The sequence below is a fragment of the Shewanella sp. Choline-02u-19 genome (assembly GCF_002836205.1).
GTDB lineage: Bacteria > Pseudomonadota > Gammaproteobacteria > Enterobacterales > Shewanellaceae > Shewanella.
This window is the reverse complement of record NZ_PJBE01000012.1, coordinates 661,811-681,439: the sequence shown is the minus strand read 5'-3', so window position 1 is coordinate 681,439 and position 19,629 is coordinate 661,811. Positions and strand designations below refer to the sequence as shown.

The following is a 19,629-nucleotide window of genomic DNA, read 5'->3' as shown; positions in this document are numbered from 1 at the left end:
TTTGCCTTACATCCATGCTGATGAAGACCTACTTTATTCAGATGGATAAAATTCAGACTCTTACAAATTGAACAACCGCAATAGAGAGCACAGCGATTAATTTAAGCCGATCACCACATCGTGGTAGCTGAAGTTATCGGATGTCCCCGCAAGTTGGACCCCTTTCATATTGATGCTAAACGCGGCTTGTTGTTCATTGGTTAGCTTGCAATAGCAGCTAAACACCAATTCAATCCAGGCTTTTGGCTTGATGCTATGAGCATTTTCTTGCCAATCATTCTGTGACTGTCGCCAAAATACTAAGGCGGAGATGGGGGCATTAGTCGTAATGACTTGCTCAAACAGCAATTCAGCTTGCAGATCAAAAAAGTCACTTTGATAGCGCACTCGCTCTATCGGCTTAAGCTCAATGTCTGCAGTCTCTCGCTCCTTCATATCCTGAGCCATAGATTGCTTTCGCAAGGCTTGAACTAACTGAATAAGCGGTGCTTCTAACGCGGTATTACGCGTATCAACATAAGATTTAAGCGCCATCGCCGGGGCTAATTTTAAGCCCTCAGGCAATTCAGGGTGCTCATACAGATTATCGCTTAGATCAAACTCAGGGTGCTGACGTAAAAAACGCGCCATGCTGCGCAGTTGATTGGCCTTTTTCTCATCACGACGTAAGCGAAACAGGCTCAGACGCATGTTGTCGATAATGAAACGTAGCCTTGGCAACACTTGGTTAAACCAATAGACAAAACCGGTAATTTTACGAGCGAACTCATTTGGACACGGCCAGTTTATCCACTCATAACAAGCTTCTGGATCAATTTGTTGCAGCTCGGTCAGTAGATTCTGTGCATGGTTCAAGTAGCGCTCGTTTTGTCTTATCTTGTTCGCTAGGCTACTGACAAAACCAAACTGGCTCACAATACCGTAATGCATATTGTCGAGGTTATTGTTTAAACCATCTTTGGTTTCATATAACAGATCGTCAAGTTGTTCTAAAAACAGATCGGCATCTTCAGAATGATTAGCCTGTACCGACAGTTGATAGTCTTTCACCGTTTCGTCCAGCGCTTCAATCACCTTGCCCATGTCGGTTAACTGACGATAACTGCTTTGCTTGCGCATCAAACGATTAAGCATACGTTTAAAGTCTGTGGTGACCCTAAACTCACCAGCTTCATCATCAGGGCGCAGTAGACCCGCCTTGTGTAAGGTCGAAATGGTTTTGCCATCTTGACTGTCTGCTGCTATCGAGCCGTAGACATAAGCGTTAGCCAATAGCTCATCGTTAGCGCCTATTTTTCTCAGCAGCGCTGCAACCTGTCCTGCATCAAAGCCTGCCATTAGAACAATAACTCATCTTGTTGTTCGGTCTGCTCATCCGGCAATTCGACTTGCTCTGAATCATTTAAAAACTCAATTAAACAGTAAATAAGATCAAACCGCGCCGTGGCGAAATAACGACTACTACCGGGGTTTTTCCTAACGAAATAGTGCATATCTTCGAGCTTATTAAATAAGGTCGCAAGCTGCTCTCTGGTTTCTTCTTTATTGGTTTTAAACGGCTTAATCGAGGTCAACCGTCTAAGTTGATCGCGTAAGGTTTGATCTTGCTCGAACGGTTCGAATAGTGCGTTAATATTAACGACTGATTTTCCATGCAAGGGCAGATCGGCTTGGGTCGCAGTCAGCAGTAAATCTAAGAATTCAACTAACGGTCTAAACACACTGCGCATTTCATTAAACAGCGCTGACAACTCGGCAGAATTACTTTGATCCACTTGCATAAAGGTGCAGTAATAGGCATCCGCACTGTCGAGGTAAGTTAGGTTACGATCGAGATTTGACAAAAAATCACTGACTCGTTCAAACTCACTGTCGACTTTAAGGTAGGTAAACTCTTCAGCAAAAGCGGTTTCGCAAATCACTTCTCCAGTGAGCAGTTTTTGAATCGTCTGTTTAAACATTATAACTCCTGCTTAGCGGTCGCCGTTTGTTGCTGACTGGCTCGGTTTGCCAAAAGTTCATCGAGGCGCGACTGCGGTATTTCAGCATGATAAATTTTATTATCTTTCAACTTATAGTGTCTGTCGTATAAGGATAAAATATGACGATCGGTGGACGGCGAAGCCGATAAAATGTGAATGTCATTATCACTAAACATTTTCAATAACAGATCAATATTTTCAGCCGCCAATTCACCCAGCTCATCCACTGGTAAAATGATCTGACTGCCAAATTGGCTTTCGCCACGCAGCATCCCAAGCAAGCCTGCAAACAACGACAACATCGCCAAATACGATAGACCCGTCGAGCTCACTTTTTTGAGCTGACGTGCATTACGCGCATGTTTAACCTGGCCTTTTTCAGTGATGGTAAATTCAATATCAAACAGATTGCAGTGGTTTAATACAAAACCTTCGCTAGGCAAGTACGTCGCCAATTTTTGCATCGCATAAACAAGATCGTCAGGGATCTCACCAACACCGTCGCTTAATTGATCGCGGCATAGATCATAGGCTTTTGAAAACTCTTTTAACGATCCCCAGTATTCCAACTCTTCTTGCTTCATCACTGTGGTGACGCTGATCTCTGCTAACGCATCAAAATGAGCAAGCCCTGTTACCTTAGTCGACAGCTGCTTACCTATCGTTTTAATTTGTCTAGCAAAGTTCTCAACATGCTGATAAAACTCATTGATCATGGTGGCGTTAACCGACACCAACTGGTAAGTGTTTTTTTGCTTTTGCTGAGCACTGCTTAACAGCTCGACGATGGGCTCTCGGTATTTAAACAAACTTTTTGCGGCACTAAAGTTATCGTGTTCAGCCACCAGCTTTTGCCAGTTATCGTACAGATCGCTGCTGGCATGTTTCTTTTTAAAACCGTCGTTAAACTTATTCAGCTGCTCGCCTAAGCGTTTTTCAATCACTTTAAATTGATTGAGCCAATCGGCGCAAAAACTCACACTAAGATCCGCTTGATTATGCGGTTGACCAGCAGACTCCAACGCTTCAATGCCCTGCTTTTCACAGTGACGTTGGCTGTCCGCTAATTGATTGAGCAACTCCTCGGCATAGGTTTTTTTATCATTCAGTTTTTTAATATCGCTGCGTAGCGCTGTGATGTCACTATTGAGTCGCACGTTAGCATCTTCAAGCTGAGTCTCAATACTCCGCTGCTGTACTAATCGATTCTGATTTTGCTCAACTAAACCATCACGATGACAATAGCGGTCACTCATAAAGTGCTGGTAGTGATGTGCCTTTTGCTCAAACACAGCACACTGCTTCAACGCTTGCTCTATCGCCTTGCGCTCTGTGGTGCGTTTATCGACCTCTCCGTCTGGATCAAGTTTGGCCAGATCGGTGTTTTGCTGCTTTTTCAGATCTTTTAAACGTTGCTTATAGTTCGCGTCACTCTCTGTGCTCTCCTCCACTAGCAATGCCAGCTGGCTATCACGATCGCCTTCTACCACCATACGTTTTTCAAGTAGCTGATTATGCAGTTCATGGCGCTGTTCTTCAGCATCATCTGTATACTGTTGTTGCTGTTTGACTAAGCGCTTCTGTTCAGACTCTAGCGTTTTGAGTTGCTGATTAACAGCATCGGTATAAGCCTTAATCGCCACGGCTTTTTTAACCTCAAAATTCTCTTTTTGCACATTTAGCTGCTGCAAATTGAGTTCATTTTTGGTCAGATCCTGCGTCGCCGTTGCGCAATCAGCTTCCGCTACAGAGATCTCTTTGGTTAATAAGCCAATATGCTCATCGAGCTGTTCAATTCGAGCAGCCTGCTCAGTTATTTTATCCCCCAAGGCTTCACACTTTTCTCGTAGTTGGATCTCATCGAGAAACAGTGAGTCATTGCTCTGTAAAGGCGCTAGATCGAGAGAAAGACCATAAAAACTGTCGCCACCGACCCATGTAGGGGCTAGATCACAACGCGTTAACTGCTCGCTTGTCAGTAAGCGACCAATGTTATCTTTCCAGTTTTTTGCTTGTGCTTCGTTATCAAGAAAATACTGTAACGAGCCATCAGCAGGAATAAGCTGTGCACGTACCTGCTCATATTCCGTCGAGAGCCCCTCTAACTGACGTTTTTCTTGAGCATATTTCTCTAACTGATTATCGCGGCGCTTGATTAGACCGTTATATTGCTGCAGCGCTTGAGAATGCGCTTTATACAAACTGTTTTGTTTATCTTTAGCATCACTTAACGCTTGCGTGTTTTGCTCGATATCTTGCTGCAACTCTGGGGCGAGCTGCACTTGATTGAGCTGCACCAGGGATAATTTTTGCTGCTCTAGTTTAAGATCACTTTCTAGCTGCTGTTTCTTCAGCTGCAGGGCAATATTGCGCCCATTCAGTTGCTGCTCTAGTTCGCGATTTTGTAACCGATCAACATCAATGATTTTAGTGAGCTTTTGGGTGGCAACCTCACGAATACTGGTGACTTTCGTTTGATTGTTGGTTTGATCTTGAAGGTGTTGAAATTTTAATGTTTGGATCAGATCGGCAAATTTTTGCTGCAACTTATTAATATTACCTTCAAAGGCATTAATAATCGCATTGATCTCATTAAGCTGATCTTGGATATGCGGTGCTCTGTCTGCTTGCAGCTGATAATTTGCCGCATCATCATCGTCATACTTCATCTTGTCAGTATCGAGTAGATCAATCCGGCTTTGATCGCCCTCGATATCTGCCTTTAAGTTAGACACCTGCTTACTCAATGCTTGCTTGGTCGTTTCTAGTTCATGTACCAAAGTTGAAAGCTGTTGTTGTGCCTGCCTTTTCTTTTCAGCGCTGGTCTCTTGTTGTTCATTGAGGCTTACTTGATGGGCTAGTATTTCAAAATGCAGGTGCTGAAGCTTGTTCAATAGACTATCTAGGCTATTAAATTCACCCTGCCACAGGCCAATTTTATCTGCTACTTTTTGTACCGCACGGCTCGCTTGAATATCAGCCAACCAACTGCTGATGTCCTCTTTATTGAGGCTTATTTGCTCTTTCTCTTCCCCTGTACCTCGGGCAAGATAGTCACTCGCGATAGCCACCAGCATACGTTTCACAGCTTCAAAATCGAGGTTCTTTTCGATGGTGCCGTTAATCACTTTATCGATATGCGGACTAGACTGTTCACAAAAGCTGTAGCGATTTTGCAGTTGGCGTACATCTTTTAATTTTCGGCCGCTGCGGAGGTTTTGGATCACTTGACGGTACTTTTCAACGGCCAGATAGCTGGTTGAGTCACAGCCTATCTGCCGATAAAAGCCTTCAATTTCTTTCATTGATCGACGTTGATGATTATCGCCAATAAAGTGTTCACTGTTATAAGCCGCATCAATAAATTTATACTGCGCGCCGCGACCATCGCTACACACGAGTACCATGCACGTTTGCCCATGGGGACGTTGATACTCATAGATCAACATACTTGAAGCACGTGGCAGATAATAATCGACAAAATTACGTGCCTGATCAACCTTGCTGACAATGTCACTTGGCCGCATGCCATAAAATAATGGCAATAAGCGCATTAATGAAGTTTTACCTGCACCATTGGTTCCCTCTAACTGCGTGTGGCCGCTTAAATCAAGCTCATTAACTTGCCCCTTCCAAAAACTGTCAATGATGATAATACGCAGTAAAGAGTAGCCTTGTTGAGCCATGAACATTCCTCATATGAGCGATTTTTACGCCATTACAACGTAAAAAAGGGTAAGCCGGATAATTTATAAGGATTGAGCTATATTGTCGATAGCCAAGTCCTACTTGAACAGGTATTTGGCTAACTTTATTCCGTTATGCGGCTGCATAAAGGACTTATTTAAGCAATTTAGCGAACGGTGTAGAATTAATGATGCTTAACTCGTTACGCCACGGCACTAACACGAGACATCATAATAAGTCACTTTACTCCCCATAAACGCGCAGTGAAGTGACTTAAAACCCAGATTAATGATTAGTGCTTAGCCCCTAGTGTTTTAGTTCGTCAAGCACAGCAGCGCGACGCTTGGCAAAGTACTTATCCGTCTCAGCAATAATCACATGCCTTAAGCCAATTAACGCGATCAAGTTTGGGATCGCCATCAAGCCGTTGACTGTATCCGCTAACATCCAAATCAGATCTAACTGAATAAAAGCACCTACGGCAATCAAGCTTAAAAAGGTCAACTGATATAGTTTCACGCCTTTTTCACCCAAATAGTGACCCGTGAGGTAATACCAACAGCGTTCACCATAATAATTCCAGCCCAAAATAGTGGTAAAGGCAAAACAAACCAGTGCGATAGTCACCACGTATTGGCCAATAATAGCTGAGCCACCAGCGGCAAATGCGGCACTGGTCATTGCTGCTCCGGCAGTGTCGCCACTCCACACTCCGGTGATAATTAACACCAGCCCAGTCATAGTGCAGATTAAAATAGTATCGAAAAATGTCCCCGTCATGCTCACCATGCCCTGCTCAACAGGTTCATTGGTTCTAGCGGCAGCCGCCGCTATAGGTGCGCTACCTAAACCCGATTCATTTGAAAACACCCCTCGAGCGATACCTATTTGCAGCGCCTGCGCCACTGTGGCCCCTAAAAAGCCACCAGCGGCTGAAATTGGGGTAAAAGCCGAGTGCAGCACAAGTTGCAGTGCAGGCAGTATTTGATCGGCAAACATCACTAAAATCCACAGGCAAGCAAACACATAACCTAACGCCATTGTCGGTACGACCTTTTGCGCCACATTGGCGATGCGCTTAACCCCGCCTAATGTCACCGCTGCCACCATTAAGGTCAGCACAATGGCCGTTACCCACGCCGGGACATCAAAGGCGATAGTCATGGCATCACTAATGGCATTCACTTGGGCAAAGGTACCGATCCCAAAGAATGCTACACCGACACCAAATACGGCAAAAATTTTCGCCAGCCATTTAAGGCCGAGTCCGCGTTCAATGTAATACATAGGCCCGCCCGCAATGTTGCCACGGGCGTCGGTGGTACGATATTTTACTGCCAACATACACTCGGCGTATTTAGTCGCCATGCCAAAAAAGGCGGCGAGCCACATCCAAAAAAGCGCCCCTGGCCCCCCAATTTTAATCGCGGTAGCAACGCCGACAATGTTGCCGGTACCTATGGTGGCCGACAATGCAGTACAAAGCGCAGCAAAAGAGGTTAAGTCGCCTTTGCCTGTAGCGGGTTTAAACAGCAAACTCAGGGCTAGCGGGAGTTTAAAGACTTGAATAAGTTTAAGTCTAATCGTGAAATAAAGACCGGTTCCGACCAGTAGGCAAAGGGTAACAGGCCCCCAAACAATGGCGTTGATATCGGCTAGTAGTGCGTGGTAATTCATGGTGTTCCTCGAATATTAAACAACGTAACTTGGTATAAAGTTATTAATAATCGGAGGAGAAAAGAAATGGCTGGTGTTGGCCGCTGCTGATCGCAGCGAGCGGTTTATCTAACCCAATAAAAGGCAGAAAAGGCGCAGCAGCAAACGACAGTGACTAATATCGGGTTGATAATAGCTAACACAGTCATCCTCTCCTCTGTCCTTTTGCCTGAGCGTTTCGCGCTAACAATGTTCTGTTAGCACTTTCGCCTTCGGCGCTGTGTGGCAAATAAAGCTTGCAACGCTTATCTGTTCACAGTCTCTCCAGAGGCTCGTCCAGTAACAGTCCTCACCACAATGTGGCACCTGAAAGAGTCCTTAATTTGAGCGCTACGCTATACATTAATATAGTGAAGTAGGGCTCGAAACTAAGTTGCCTCGTCGGTGTAGGTATACCAATTCCATTGAATAGTTGCTCTGAATTGAGCACATATTTATTGGAAGTGGTATTTATCCCTACTCTCCTGCTACCTTCATCCGAACGGATCCACTAATAACCGCATCTAAACACGATCAATAGGGTTAAATAGAATGCGTTATCTCACCGCTAGCCTCAAGTGAGCTAACTCACACTTTAATCACTAAAAAGCCCGCAATCGATTGGCTGCTGATTTAATCAGCAGCCTAAAACAAAAAACCGACTAATCGCTAGTGCGATCAATCGGTCTGAATGCTATGCCCGATAACGGGCCTGTCTTTCTAAGCGCTATAGCTGATTCGGCGCTCTTCGTATTTATCAAACATCTGCTGTGCTTGGTCATCAACGTATGGGCGTAGGCCGCTCATCACCAATGTCTTAATTCCGGTGCCTACCAAAGTGTCACCACTGTGGAGCTCAAACGTTAATGTGACATCGCCACGCTTACCTTGGATCTGTAAATCTTCCTTCACTAACGTGAGCTCAACTTCGGTAAAGTCGAGCGTGGTTAAATCAAAAGACATGCTTTCATAAATAACTAGCGGCCTTGCGGGGTTGATCATCATTTGGCGCTGTTTCATCATCGGCACCAAAATATGCATAAAGTTAAGGCCTGAAAATGCGACATATTTACGAATAAATGATTCAATCTGAACATCACAATGTCTAACATCACCGCTGCGATGTACGTTTAAATAGCACTTTTCTTTGTCATCGTGAATATCGAAATCTTCATCTACGGTAACGGGAAACTGTAGCTTTACACCTTCACCAACCATGCCGGCAAAATTAAACGTCATTTTTTGGCTAAGACCGTATTCATTCAATACCAGAGAGAAAAGCAGATCGCCTGGTACACAAAAGCGCTTTGCGGCAACGTCATGAATAGGATTGAAATCTTGTGCAACGCTTTTAGCAAACTCACTAGCCTGTTCAGGAGCGATTAAAATAGACTGGTTTGTTTTTTTAAAGAAAGAACTTAGAAACATAATCACTCAACAATCTTGTTAGCCTGTAAAATGGGCAAGCATTGTATACCACGATCAAAAATTGACTCACCCGATGACTTAGCATGATGGCCCCACACCCCCAATTAGTCTAGGTTTTAACACGTTTATATCACCATAAACGTTAACAAAAAATTCGCTACTTTAAGAATCTACAGCTCAAAACATCACTAAAACCTTACTTTTACTATGCCTTTGTTCCATCTGTTTAGCTTAAACCAAGCGTATCAATTTCACACATTGAGTAACGTAAAGAAAAGTGTAACAGCGAGCACCCTCCACGACTAACACTCAAGTCATTGTTTTAATAGATATAAAATCAAACGTTACAAATATCGAATACGGACCACTGATACAGTTTATTTACAAACCTTGATCTTAATCATAATTTGAATGAGAATAGTTTGCATTATGTTACTCAGTTGATAAACTCCTCACAAAATTTATAACCCGCTCTAACAAAGGGACCGAATGATGATGAAAAAAACGTTACTTGCTACTGCGCTAATTAGCATGTTTGCGGCTCAAGGGGCTTATGCTTCGGATGAAACTGCTGAACTACGTAAGATTATTGAACAACAGCAGAAAGTCTTACAAGATCTTGAAAGACGTCTTGATGAAACTGAGAAGCGCGTTGAAAAAACGGCTGATGTTGTTGAAGAGTCAGCTTCTGAATCTAAGAGTGCTACAACGATTGGTGGTTATGGTGAACTTCACTATAACAACATCACTAATAACAAAACTGGCAAAGATAAAAAAGAGTTCGACTTCCATCGTTTCGTGCTTTTTGTTGGCCATGAGTTCAATGACAGCACACGCTTTTTCTCTGAGCTAGAAGTTGAGCACTCAATCTCTGGTGAAGGACAAAACGGTGAAGTAGAACTCGAACAAGCTTACATTGAGCATGACTTTAATGACATGTTTACTGCTAAAGCAGGTTTGTTCTTAATGCCTGTCGGTATCATTAACGAAACTCACGAGCCACCAGCATTTTACGGTGTTGAGCGTAACCCTGTTGAGAAAAATATCTTACCAGCCACTTGGTGGGAAGCGGGTCTAAACCTAAACATTCAAGCAGCTCCAGGTCTTGCATTTGATGGTGCAGTGACCTCAGGCCTGTACGTTGATGAGTCATACAGTATTCGTGGCGGACGTCAAAAAGTGTCTAAAGCAAAAGCGGAAGACTTAGCTTATACCGCACGCATTAAGTACACCGCCGTACCGGGTCTAGAATTAGCCGCTACAGCTCAGTACCAGTCAGATCTAACTCAAGGCCGTGCTGGTGTTGAAACTGCATCAGCAACATTGTTAACGGCTCATGCTATCTACACTATCAAAGGTTTCACTGTTAAAGCACTATACGCTCAGTGGGATATCGATGGTCAAGAAGCAAAAACCTTAGGTCGTGATGATCAAAACGGTTACTACATTGAACCTTCATATCGTTTCAACGAAAGCTTTGGTGTGTTTGCTCGTTACAACGAGTATGACAACAATGCAGGCAACAGCGATGATACTAAAGTAGAGCAAACCAACGTGGGTATTAACTACTGGTTGCACGAAAACGTGGTATTTAAAGCCGACTATGAAAAAGTGGGTGGCGCTAAAGATGCTGACGGATTTAACTTAGGCGTTGGCTACCAGTTCTAATGTAAACTCAGCTAAAAATGAGTGCTCAAATTCGAGCACTCATACATTTACCACCACATGAGCTAGATCAACATGAAACTACCTCTCGTTATATTATCTGTCTTATTAAGCTGCTCATTGATGAGCGCTGCAGTAAATGCTAGAGGGACCTACCAAAAGCCAGAAGAGTTTATAAGCCAAGCCTTTAATGCTGAAGTGCCTAAAGCTAAAGTATTCTGGATTGACGAACCCGCTCAACAAGCAATTGAATCTATCCTCGCCCATAGCTATAAAAAAATGCGTCTACGCTACTGGCAGCAAGCTAATGAAAGCGTTTGGATTATGGATGAAATAGGCAAAGAATCCGCCATCACCGTCGCCATTCATGTCAAAGACAGTGCGATTGCCCAGACAAAAGTACTGGTTTATCGAGAAAGTCGCGGCGATGAAGTCAGGCATGACTTCTTTACTGATCAGTTTAAATCAGCCAAACTCAAGCAAGACTTGCAACTCGATACACATATCGATGGCATAACAGGCGCAACGTTATCCGTTCGAGCGTTAACAAAGTTATCTCGAATAGCCCTGTATCTAAACGACTATGTGATTAAAAAAGATAAAGAATGACGCGAAAACATCCAAGCTTAAGAGTAAAACTGTTACGACAATTACGCCCTTGGCACCGCAGAATAGGTATTTTTTCGACCTTATTCGTCATTTTCATGGCCGTTTCAGGCGTACTGATCAACCACAGTAATCACCTTTCCCTCGATACCGCTCAAGTAAAACAAAGCTGGCTGCTTGATTACTACGGCGTAAAAGCACCAAAAGACGTTAATCTTTATCAGCAAACGCCACACAAACTCATTAGTGCTGGTAACCAAGTGTGGCTTGATGAGCAATTAATTCTAGAAGCAAATGCATCCGTATTGGCGGTTGTCAGTTATAACTCGATGATTGTGGCTGTGGATACTAGCCATCTCTACTTGCTGTCTCAGCAAGGTGAACTACTGGAAACGCAAGATAGCGCGACAGGTTTGCCCTCTCATATACAAGCACTTGGGTTGCAAGACAATCTGTGGCTAAAAACACCATCGGGACTGTTTGTCGCTGATAACGATCTTATTGATTGGTCACAATCTCAACCTCTTGCCGCTATTCCTTGGGTTAAGACCTTAAATAATACCGATAGCAATGACATAGCGGAGCAAATACGCGCCAGTCGCCTGCATTGGGAGCGGGTATTACTCGATCTACACAGTGGCCGTTTCTTCGGTGCGTTAGGCCCTTGGCTGATGGACTTAGTTGCCATCGCCCTTATTATCATGTCATTGACTGGCTGTTATATTTGGCTGCAGCAGAAACCAGTAAAAGTTAAGCGACGTAAAAAATAATTGGCAGTAACCCTGGATGAAAAGCAGCCAAGTACAAGCAGCCCTGCTGAAGTCCAATTTCAATTGGCCGTTATCTTAAGTAGAAAACCTTATACAGAGAGCTTTAAGCTAGAGCCTTGCAGATAAATATCTTATATGTGCTTCTTGACCGACTCACTCCACTAATCAGCTTTTTTGGCAACAACAAACCGCACACTACCTCGTTTTTCATGGCTATTTGAGCCAAGGTTGGATAGTAAATCAACGCAGAAATCTGAGTACTTGTCACCCAGTAGTTCACTCAGTTTTTGCATTCGGCTTAACCTTGCTGACCAGCCTTGAATAACATCTAGGCTCGCTGCGCCTGAAAAATTAAGCTCGGGATCGGTAACATTATTATCTACATGGATTATCTCAAATCCGGCTGCCAGCAACATACTCTGCATTTTGTCACCAAAATTAAAGTCATATAAGCCCGATTGATATGACGCTAACTCAAACTGCCGCACCCTTTCATAATAGAGACTGTCTTTACTTAGATTTCCAGAGATAAAGCAAGCGACATCTAATAAGGCTATCCAACCGTCAGGCGCTATTATTGAATGCAACTGCTTTAGATACTCTTCTGGGCGAGTTAAATAAGATAGTGAGTAGCTTGCCCAAATGCCGTTAACTAGCCCTAAAGACGAATAATCAACATTCAGAAAGTCACTATGAATGAAAGTTTCGTTATTGGTTTTGCTTGCCTGACAAAACTGTACAAACTCCTTATTGAGATCGATACCGACCACACGTTCGACCTGCTCTGAAAAGGTACGCGACACGTCTCCTACAGAACAACCAAGATCAACAACAGCATCACTCGACGTTAATGGTATGAAGTTCAGATATTGCGGCCAATCTCGCCATAATTGTTGTTTTTCGTATTCTTGAAAAAGGTTCAATAGCGACTCCGTAGACTTTGCTAAAACATAACCACACTACGCTATGTCATTATTAAAATTAACTGCCAATCAGCTTTTTCCACCACGGCAATGGCTCGCCGCAATTAGCGGCGGGTTGGTAACTCTCCCGCAATGCTGGTACACGCATGACATTGCCGCAATCAGCTTCTTTTGCCACTCCGGTATCACGTTCAAAGTATCCCTGTACCACGCCATCGACTGGCGCCATCCGCAAGCTCAGAGGTGGACGATTCTTCAAGAAAGCTTGGTATACCGCCATCGCGCCACTACTACCATAGAGATTAGTTTTTCCGTTATCATCTCGCCCCACCCAAATAGCTGCGACATTACGCTCATCAAAACCAGCAAACCAAGAGTCTCTGGAATCATTACTGGTACCGGTTTTACCCGCGAGAGTGGTACGCGGAAAAGCATTGCCTAAACGTTTAGCGGTGCCAGCTTCTACCACTTGAGTCATCGCATATTTAACCAAGTAGTTACTCGCTGCTGGAATAGCTTGAGTGGCGTTAGGTCTTGATGCTACCAGCGGCTGGTTGTTAGCATCCAATACCGTGGTCACTGAATTTAGATGGCGATAGCGACCATTATCAGCGATGGTTTGAAAGACTTGCGCCACCATTAAGGGCGAACCATTAACCGCACCGAGTAACATTGACGGATACTCTGGGATCTTATCTTTCCAACCAGCGCGATCGAGCGTCGTTGCAACGCCTGCCACACCTATTGCCATACCAAGATTAACCGTGGGTACGTTCATCGACTTTTTAAAGGCTGTCAGCAAAGGCACTTGACCGCGGAATTTTTTATCCACATTTTGTGGTGACCAGGTTTTGCCTTGACCATTTTTAAGGGTAATTGCCTGATCCTTTAGTGGAGTGGCAAGTGTGTATTTATCGGGTTGATTGAGGGCGGTGGCGTAAACAAACGGCTTGATTAAAGAGCCTATTGGTCGACGGATCTCAACGGCGCGGTTAAAGCCCTGGTAACTCGGCACTTTATCGCCAACCATGGCGGCAATACCGGCGGAATATTTATCAGTAAGCACCATGCCGACCTGTAAGGACTTGTTGTTTTTACCTAGCTGTTCAAGGGTTTGTTTAACCGCTTTTTCAGCGGCTTCCTGCGCCATAGGATCCAGGGTGGTATACACCTTAATCCCTGATTGTTGTAACAGTGCATCACCATATCGCGTTGCTAATTCATGCCTAACCACAGCAAAAAATGCCGGCAGTTTTTGGTGCACTGGTTTATTTGATTTTCTCAAGCCTAATGGCGATTCAACCGCGGCCTCATACTGCGTCACATTAAGTTCACCCGCCTCCATTAACAAGCGCAATACCAAATCACGTCGTTTCTGTGCCCGCTCGGGATAACGCCAAGGGTTATAGTAGGATGGTCCTTTAATCACTGCGACTAAAAAGGCTTGTTGTGGCATTGTCAGCTCAGCGATTGGGCGGCCGAAATAGAATTGCGATGCCAGCCCCATACCGTGTACTCCACGAGACTTATCTTGTCCCATGTAGACTTCATTGAGGTAAGCCTCGAGTATTTCATCTTTTTGATAGCGAAAATCGATAATAATCGCCATGAGTGCTTCGCGCAGTTTACGGATAATCGAACGCTCGCTCGACAGGAAGAAGTTCTTCGCTAGTTGCTGAGTGAGAGTTGAGCCCCCCTGTACCGTTCGTCCAGCACTAATATTGACCATAGCAGCACGTACAATCGCAAACGGATTGACGCCGTGATGTTCATAAAAACTGCGATCTTCAACCAAGATAAGTGCATCGATAATCGAATGTGGCATCTTTGCCTTTGTCACAAATAACCGGTCTTCGCCATCACCGGTGATCATTCGGTCCAATAAAACCGGCTCTAGGTGAAACACGGCTAAATGGCGTTTGTCGCTACTTCTCGTCACCGAGCTCACACCATTCGAGTCAAAGGTGAGCATCACTCTTTGCTCTGCTTGATCACCTTGAGGATGTAAGAAAGGTCGGCGCCAAAGATCAATTTTGGTTTTAGAGGCGGAGAATTCACCCACTTGACGCGGATTAGCCACTTTACGGTAACCGAGTAACTTAAGCTCAGACATCAGTTGACCATGACTCACGGCCGCTCCAGGATACAATGCCATCGAGCGACTAAACACTTGCGCCGGTAGGTGCCACTTTTGTCCTTCAAATTTACGTGCAATAATTTGATCTAAATAGATGCCATAAGCTGCAACAGCCACCGCGCCAATGACTGCTAGTTTCCAACTGATAGACCACAATTTACGGCCCCAAGTGGTTTTATTCGATGATGGTTTTTTGGGTGTTGCCTTTGTCGATTTTTTAGCGCCTTTAGCAGCTAAAACTCGTTTAACCGGCGCTCGTTTTGGCGCTTTTTTCGGTGTAACTTTTGGTTTAGGTGTGGCTTTATCTGTCATGACGGTTCCGCGGCCTAGCTCTAGATGATTTAGAGCTGCAGGTCTTTATGGGTAAATATACTCGGTTGCATTATGGCGAGGGCATCTGGCCAAAAAGACTTGGCAACAAATGATTGAATTACGCTATACCCTCTTACTCACATTCATTTCAAATGCAAAATATCACAATAAGCTGGCAACCAAGAAAATGAAAAAATGAGACTGGATTCTACTATATCTTCGGCACAAGAGCATGCGATACCCATTCCATTAGATACGTTTTTATGGATTTTACGGGAGTAACTCTTGTTTTATAAAATCTAAAAAAACTCTTATTTTGGGTGAAACAAATTCCCGATTTTGATAAATGGCATAAGTTGAGGTTAACTTTTCAGATGGGCTAAAAGTCAGTGAAGGCATGATGACCGATAATTTTCCCTGCTTAACATCTTCTTTAACCGCCCAGCGTGGGATAAGCGCGATACCGGAATCATTGATGATCAGTTGCTTTTGACCATTAACAGAGTTTATCGTGATGCGATTAGACAAGGGGATTGGCTGTGCGGCATCGCCTAACAGATACCACTCTTTCCAACCCGCGAATCCATAGCATAAACACGTATGATCTATTAATTCATTTGATGACAGAGGTACGCCGTATTTTTTCAAGTAGATCGGGCTGGCACAAAGTATAAAATTATTATCCTGCAGATGTGTCGCAACCAGATTAGAGTCATGCAGCAGTCCGCTTCTAACCGCGATATCGATATTTTCATCGACCATATCCACTACACGTTCAGTGAGCTCAAGCTCCAACTTTATTTCCGGGTATTTCTCCATAAACCTAGTGACTAGCGGTAAGATCACCATTTCACCAAATCCAACGGTCAAACTCACTCGAAGAACACCCCGAGGTTTATCCTGCAAATCGCTAACGGCTCTTTTCGCCGAGTCAATCTCAGAAATTATTCTTTGGGAATATTCGAAGTATTTCCTTCCGGCCTCCGTTAGCCCCAAATTTCGTGTATTTCGGTTTAATAATCTCACCCCCAGTTCTTTTTCCAGTACGGCTATTTGTCTCGATATGGAAGAAGGCTGAATATCATAAAAATTGCTCGCGGCTGAAATACTTCCTAATTCGGCTACCGTATTGAAATAATGAATTCTGGTGAGTTGACTCATTTGTTAATAGCCTTTTAGACAAAACTAAATTTACTTTAGCTATATGGTAAACCTTTTTAATCAAAAAATAGTAGCGACATTCAATTTAATCGGCGGCGTAAAAAATGCGAACATCGATGATCAATGCCACGAGGGGGGCTGTTTTAAAAAAGTAGAACTTGGCAGAACAGATCCGCCAAGTTACTTATTTCAAGCCGCTTGATTAATCCGCTAATTTGCTAAACAACTGGTTAAACTTGTTTAACCCCTCATAGATCAACTCGTCAGATATGGTCAAAGCAGGCAAAAAGCGGATCACGTTGCCATAAAATCCGCAGGCTAGCAGGATCAACCCATGCTCTGCAGCCTTGGCAATAATCGCTTGCGTCAGCGCAGGGTTAGGCTGTTCACTGTCAGCATTGCTCACCAACTCGATGGCAATCATAGCGCCTTGATTTCGCACTTCACCAATCAAATGCGAATAGCTTGATTGCAGTAACGTTAGCTGTTCATTAAAAATTTGGCCTATCTGATCTGCGCGCTGAACCAGCTTTTCCTCTGCAATGATCTCAAGCACAGCAAGTGCTGCAACGCAGCCAACTGGAGAGCCACCGTAAGTGCCACCAAGACCGCCAGGTAAAGGAGCATCCATGATCTCACTCTTACCAACAACCGCAGCAATAGGAAAACCACCCGCGATGCCTTTGGCCATGGTGATCAAGTCGGGTTCGACATCGGCATGTTCAAAACTGAACATTTTACCGGTACGGCCAAAGCCCGTTTGGATCTCATCGGCAATCAGCACGATGCCATGTTGATCGCACAAACTGCGTAATGCCTGCAAAAATGCTACAGGGGCGATATAAAAACCACCTTCGCCTTGAACTGACTCGACAATAATCGCCGCTACATCGCTTGGCGCAATATCGACTTTAAACAAGTTGTCTAACGCTTTGAGTGACTCTTTAACCGACACATCATGATAAGCCATTGGAAAAGGCGCATGGTAAATATCACCAGGAAACGGACCAAATAGATGTTTATAAGGGCTTATTTTACCCGTCAACGCCATGGTTAAATTAGTCCGCCCATGAAAGCCACCATTAAAGGCAATGACGCCACGGCGGCCAGTATGGGCTCTGGCTATTTTGACGCAGTTTTCAACCGCCTCCGCCCCCGTGGTGACAAATATGGCTTTTTTGTCACTATCACCTGGCGCTAGCTCTGTTAATTTCTCAGCCAGCTCAACAGCGGATTCATAGGGATTAATCATTACACAGGTGTGGCTAAACTTATCAAGCTGCGCTTTAACTGCAGCCACCACTTTAGGGTGACTATGACCCGTATTACAAACAGCAATACCGGTACCGAAATCAATATAGCGATGACCTTCAACGTCCCAAAGCTCAGCATTCAGTGCCTTGTCCACATAAACGGGGTAGACATTGCCTTGACCACGGGCGATAACCTTCACTTTTCTATCTTGTAAGCTGCTGTTTGTCATTACTACTATCCTATTATCGAAACTGCCTGAACTAGCGGTCTAACCCACCCATGCACGGATATTTGATTTCCATCATTAACGATCTAAGCCGTTAGCGGTCTAATCCACCCATGCACAGATATTCGATTTCCATCATTAACGATCTAAGCCGTTAGCGGTCTAAGCCACCCATGCACAGATATTTGATTTCCATATAATCATCCAGGCCATATTTAGAACCTTCGCGACCATTTCCCGATTGCTTAACACCACCAAACGGCGCCGCTGCATTTGAGATAATCCCTTCGTTTACACCGACCATGCCGTACTCCAATGCTTCACCGACGCGCCATACTCGGCCAATGTCTCTGGAATAGAAGTACGCCGCTAAGCCGTACTCAGTGTCATTGGCCAATTTAATAGCCTCTTCTTCGGTATCGAAGGTGATAATGGGGGCTACTGGTCCAAAAATTTCATTACTTGCCAATGGCATATCATTGGTCACATCCGTTAAAATAGTCGGCTCATAGAAGTTATTGCCCGCAGCGCCATGCTTGCCTCCAGCAATGAGTTTGGCACCCGCCGCGATAGTTTCTTGCACCAGTTGATGTACGCCAGCCAGCGCTTGTGATGTGATCATCGGGCCTAAATTGACGCCCTCAGTAAATCCATCCCCCATCTTAAGCTCAGCCACTGCACTGGCAAACTTATCGGTAAACTCTTGGGCTATGCCCTTTTGCAGCAAAATACGATTGGTGCACACACAGGTTTGTCCAGCATTTCGATATTTAGAGATCATTGCCCCCTGCACCGCCGCATCAATATCGGCGTCATCAAACACAATAAAGGGCGCATTTCCACCTAGCTCCATAGAGATTTTTTTCACTGTGCTAGCAGCTTGGGTCATCAGTATCTTACCCACGGCAGTCGATCCCGTGAAGGTAAACTTGGCGACATCAGGGTGCTGAGTCAGCACTTTACCCATGCCAACAGCATCTTCACCCACAACCACATTCAATACCCCTGCAGGCACACCAGCACGCTGTGCAAGTTCTGCCATCGCCAGCGCCGATAAAGGCGTAATAGGTGATGGGCGCACTACAAAAGTGCATCCTGCAGCCAGCGCCGCCGCCGCTTTACGAGCAATCATGGCATTGGGGAAATTCCAAGGTGTAATAGAGGCCACGACGCCAACGGGCTGCTTAATCACTATGATGCGCTTATCACCCGCGGGTCCAGGAATCGTATCGCCATAGACACGTTTACCCTCTTCCGCAAACCAATCAATAAAGGCGGCACCATAGGCGATTTCACCTTTGGCTTCGGCTAAAGGCTTGCCTTGCTCCAACGTCAAGATTCGACCGAGATCATCTTGGCTTTCCATCATCAGATTAAACCAACGACGCATAATAACCGCGCGTTCATTGGCTGACTTCTTAGACCAAGCAGGTAGCGCTTTTTTAGCGGCTAATACCGCGGCTTTAGTTTCTTCGATGCCAGCATTACTGACTTGTGCCACAACTTGGTCATTGGCAGGGTTGATAACATCAAAACGCGTAGCCCCTTCAATCCATTGACCGTCAATGTATGAGCTGAGCTTAACTAATCCAGAATCGTTAACTTGTTGCATAATCACTCCAGCGGGCTGTTTCATCTGATGGTGGCACCCGTTTGTTCATTAAAAATGAAACGGATACTAAAAATTCATATTGCTATTGAATAGCAAAATGAACTCAGGTTAAATACAAAACAATAAACCTTATGTTTTACCGCTATCAAACATTATATTTCTGTAGGTGAT

The 19,629-nt window shown here is 44.4% G+C and carries 13 protein-coding genes and 1 riboswitch; of the genes, 3 read left to right on the top strand and 10 right to left on the bottom strand.

Annotated features, from left to right (window positions below):
- Positions 1 to 96: 96 nt before the first annotated feature.
- The 5 genes from CXF83_RS04975 to CXF83_RS04955 form a co-directional block, all read right to left on the bottom strand.
- A complete protein-coding gene (locus CXF83_RS04975; RefSeq protein WP_101091609.1) occupies positions 97 to 1,338 on the bottom strand; it encodes a hypothetical protein in 1,242 nt (413 codons plus the stop codon).
- Positions 1,338 to 1,961, bottom strand: coding sequence for a hypothetical protein (locus CXF83_RS04970; RefSeq protein WP_101091610.1), 624 nt, complete (start codon positions 1,959 to 1,961; stop codon positions 1,338 to 1,340). The genes CXF83_RS04975 and CXF83_RS04970 overlap by 1 nt, the downstream gene beginning before the upstream one ends.
- On the bottom strand, positions 1,961 to 5,668 hold the full coding sequence (locus tag CXF83_RS04965; RefSeq protein WP_101091611.1) for an ATP-binding protein: 3,708 nt from the start codon (positions 5,666 to 5,668) through the stop codon (positions 1,961 to 1,963). Before CXF83_RS04965 ends, CXF83_RS04970 begins: the two co-directional genes overlap by 1 nt.
- 307 nt (positions 5,669 to 5,975) lie before the next feature.
- A complete protein-coding gene (locus tag CXF83_RS04960; protein ID WP_101091612.1) occupies positions 5,976 to 7,346 on the bottom strand; it encodes an alanine/glycine:cation symporter family protein in 1,371 nt (456 codons plus the stop codon).
- Positions 7,347 to 7,532: 186 nt separating this feature from the next.
- Positions 7,533 to 7,663, bottom strand: a riboswitch (glycine riboswitch).
- Between the two features lie 421 nt (positions 7,664 to 8,084).
- On the bottom strand, positions 8,085 to 8,792 hold the full coding sequence (locus tag CXF83_RS04955) for a DUF3581 domain-containing protein (RefSeq protein ID WP_101091613.1): 708 nt from the start codon (positions 8,790 to 8,792) through the stop codon (positions 8,085 to 8,087).
- Positions 8,793 to 9,281: 489 nt separating this feature from the next.
- On the opposite strand from CXF83_RS04955, the gene CXF83_RS04950 reads away from it, so the two are divergent.
- The 3 genes from CXF83_RS04950 to CXF83_RS04940 all read left to right on the top strand — a co-directional run bounded on the left by CXF83_RS04950 (position 9,282) and on the right by CXF83_RS04940 (position 11,833).
- On the top strand, positions 9,282 to 10,460 hold the full coding sequence (locus CXF83_RS04950; protein WP_101091614.1) for a porin: 1,179 nt from the start codon (positions 9,282 to 9,284) through the stop codon (positions 10,458 to 10,460).
- A gap of 72 nt (positions 10,461 to 10,532) precedes the next feature.
- On the top strand, positions 10,533 to 11,066 hold the full coding sequence (locus tag CXF83_RS04945) for an FMN-binding protein (protein WP_101091615.1): 534 nt from the start codon (positions 10,533 to 10,535) through the stop codon (positions 11,064 to 11,066).
- Positions 11,063 to 11,833 (top strand): PepSY-associated TM helix domain-containing protein, encoded by a 771-nt coding sequence (locus CXF83_RS04940; protein ID WP_101091616.1) that lies wholly within the window; start codon positions 11,063 to 11,065, stop codon positions 11,831 to 11,833. Before CXF83_RS04945 ends, CXF83_RS04940 begins: the two co-directional genes overlap by 4 nt.
- A 161-nt stretch (positions 11,834 to 11,994) precedes the next feature.
- Here the strand turns inward: CXF83_RS04940 and CXF83_RS04935 are convergent, their stop codons facing one another.
- From CXF83_RS04935 to CXF83_RS04915, 5 genes are all read right to left on the bottom strand, one after another.
- The gene (locus CXF83_RS04935) at positions 11,995 to 12,756 is read right to left on the bottom strand and encodes a class I SAM-dependent methyltransferase (RefSeq protein ID WP_101091617.1); all 762 of its coding nucleotides are present in this window, start codon (positions 12,754 to 12,756) and stop codon (positions 11,995 to 11,997) included.
- 58 nt (positions 12,757 to 12,814) lie between these two features.
- A complete protein-coding gene (gene mrcB / locus CXF83_RS04930; protein ID WP_101091618.1) occupies positions 12,815 to 15,205 on the bottom strand; it encodes a penicillin-binding protein 1B in 2,391 nt (796 codons plus the stop codon).
- Positions 15,206 to 15,475: 270 nt separating this feature from the next.
- Complete coding sequence (locus CXF83_RS04925; RefSeq protein ID WP_101097984.1) at positions 15,476 to 16,366, bottom strand: LysR family transcriptional regulator; 891 nt, start codon at positions 16,364 to 16,366, stop codon at positions 15,476 to 15,478.
- 202 nt (positions 16,367 to 16,568) lie between these two features.
- On the bottom strand, positions 16,569 to 17,849 hold the full coding sequence (gene gabT, locus CXF83_RS04920; protein ID WP_101092314.1) for a 4-aminobutyrate--2-oxoglutarate transaminase: 1,281 nt from the start codon (positions 17,847 to 17,849) through the stop codon (positions 16,569 to 16,571).
- 151 nt (positions 17,850 to 18,000) lie between these two features.
- Positions 18,001 to 19,458, bottom strand: coding sequence for an NAD-dependent succinate-semialdehyde dehydrogenase (locus CXF83_RS04915; RefSeq protein ID WP_101092315.1), 1,458 nt, complete (start codon positions 19,456 to 19,458; stop codon positions 18,001 to 18,003).
- Positions 19,459 to 19,629: the final 171 nt, after the last annotated feature.

Bases quoted from the DNA above. Each gene is read 5' to 3' on its own strand.
- CXF83_RS04975 (WP_101091609.1), bottom strand. From the start codon at position 1,338: ATGGCAGGCTTTGATGCAGGACAGGTTGCAGCGCTGCTGAGAAAAATA.
- CXF83_RS04970 (WP_101091610.1), bottom strand. From the start codon at position 1,961: ATGTTTAAACAGACGATTCAAAAACTGCTCACTGGAGAAGTGATTTGC.
- CXF83_RS04965 (WP_101091611.1), bottom strand. From the start codon at position 5,668: ATGGCTCAACAAGGCTACTCTTTACTGCGTATTATCATCATTGACAGT.
- CXF83_RS04960 (WP_101091612.1), bottom strand. From the start codon at position 7,346: ATGAATTACCACGCACTACTAGCCGATATCAACGCCATTGTTTGGGGG.
- CXF83_RS04955 (WP_101091613.1), bottom strand. From the start codon at position 8,792: ATGTTTCTAAGTTCTTTCTTTAAAAAAACAAACCAGTCTATTTTAATC.
- CXF83_RS04950 (WP_101091614.1), top strand. From the start codon at position 9,282: ATGATGATGAAAAAAACGTTACTTGCTACTGCGCTAATTAGCATGTTT.
- CXF83_RS04945 (WP_101091615.1), top strand. From the start codon at position 10,533: ATGAAACTACCTCTCGTTATATTATCTGTCTTATTAAGCTGCTCATTG.
- CXF83_RS04940 (WP_101091616.1), top strand. From the start codon at position 11,063: ATGACGCGAAAACATCCAAGCTTAAGAGTAAAACTGTTACGACAATTA.
- mrcB (WP_101091618.1), bottom strand. From the start codon at position 15,205: ATGACAGATAAAGCCACACCTAAACCAAAAGTTACACCGAAAAAAGCG.
- CXF83_RS04925 (WP_101097984.1), bottom strand. From the start codon at position 16,366: ATGAGTCAACTCACCAGAATTCATTATTTCAATACGGTAGCCGAATTA.
- gabT (WP_101092314.1), bottom strand. From the start codon at position 17,849: ATGACAAACAGCAGCTTACAAGATAGAAAAGTGAAGGTTATCGCCCGT.
- CXF83_RS04915 (WP_101092315.1), bottom strand. From the start codon at position 19,458: ATGCAACAAGTTAACGATTCTGGATTAGTTAAGCTCAGCTCATACATT.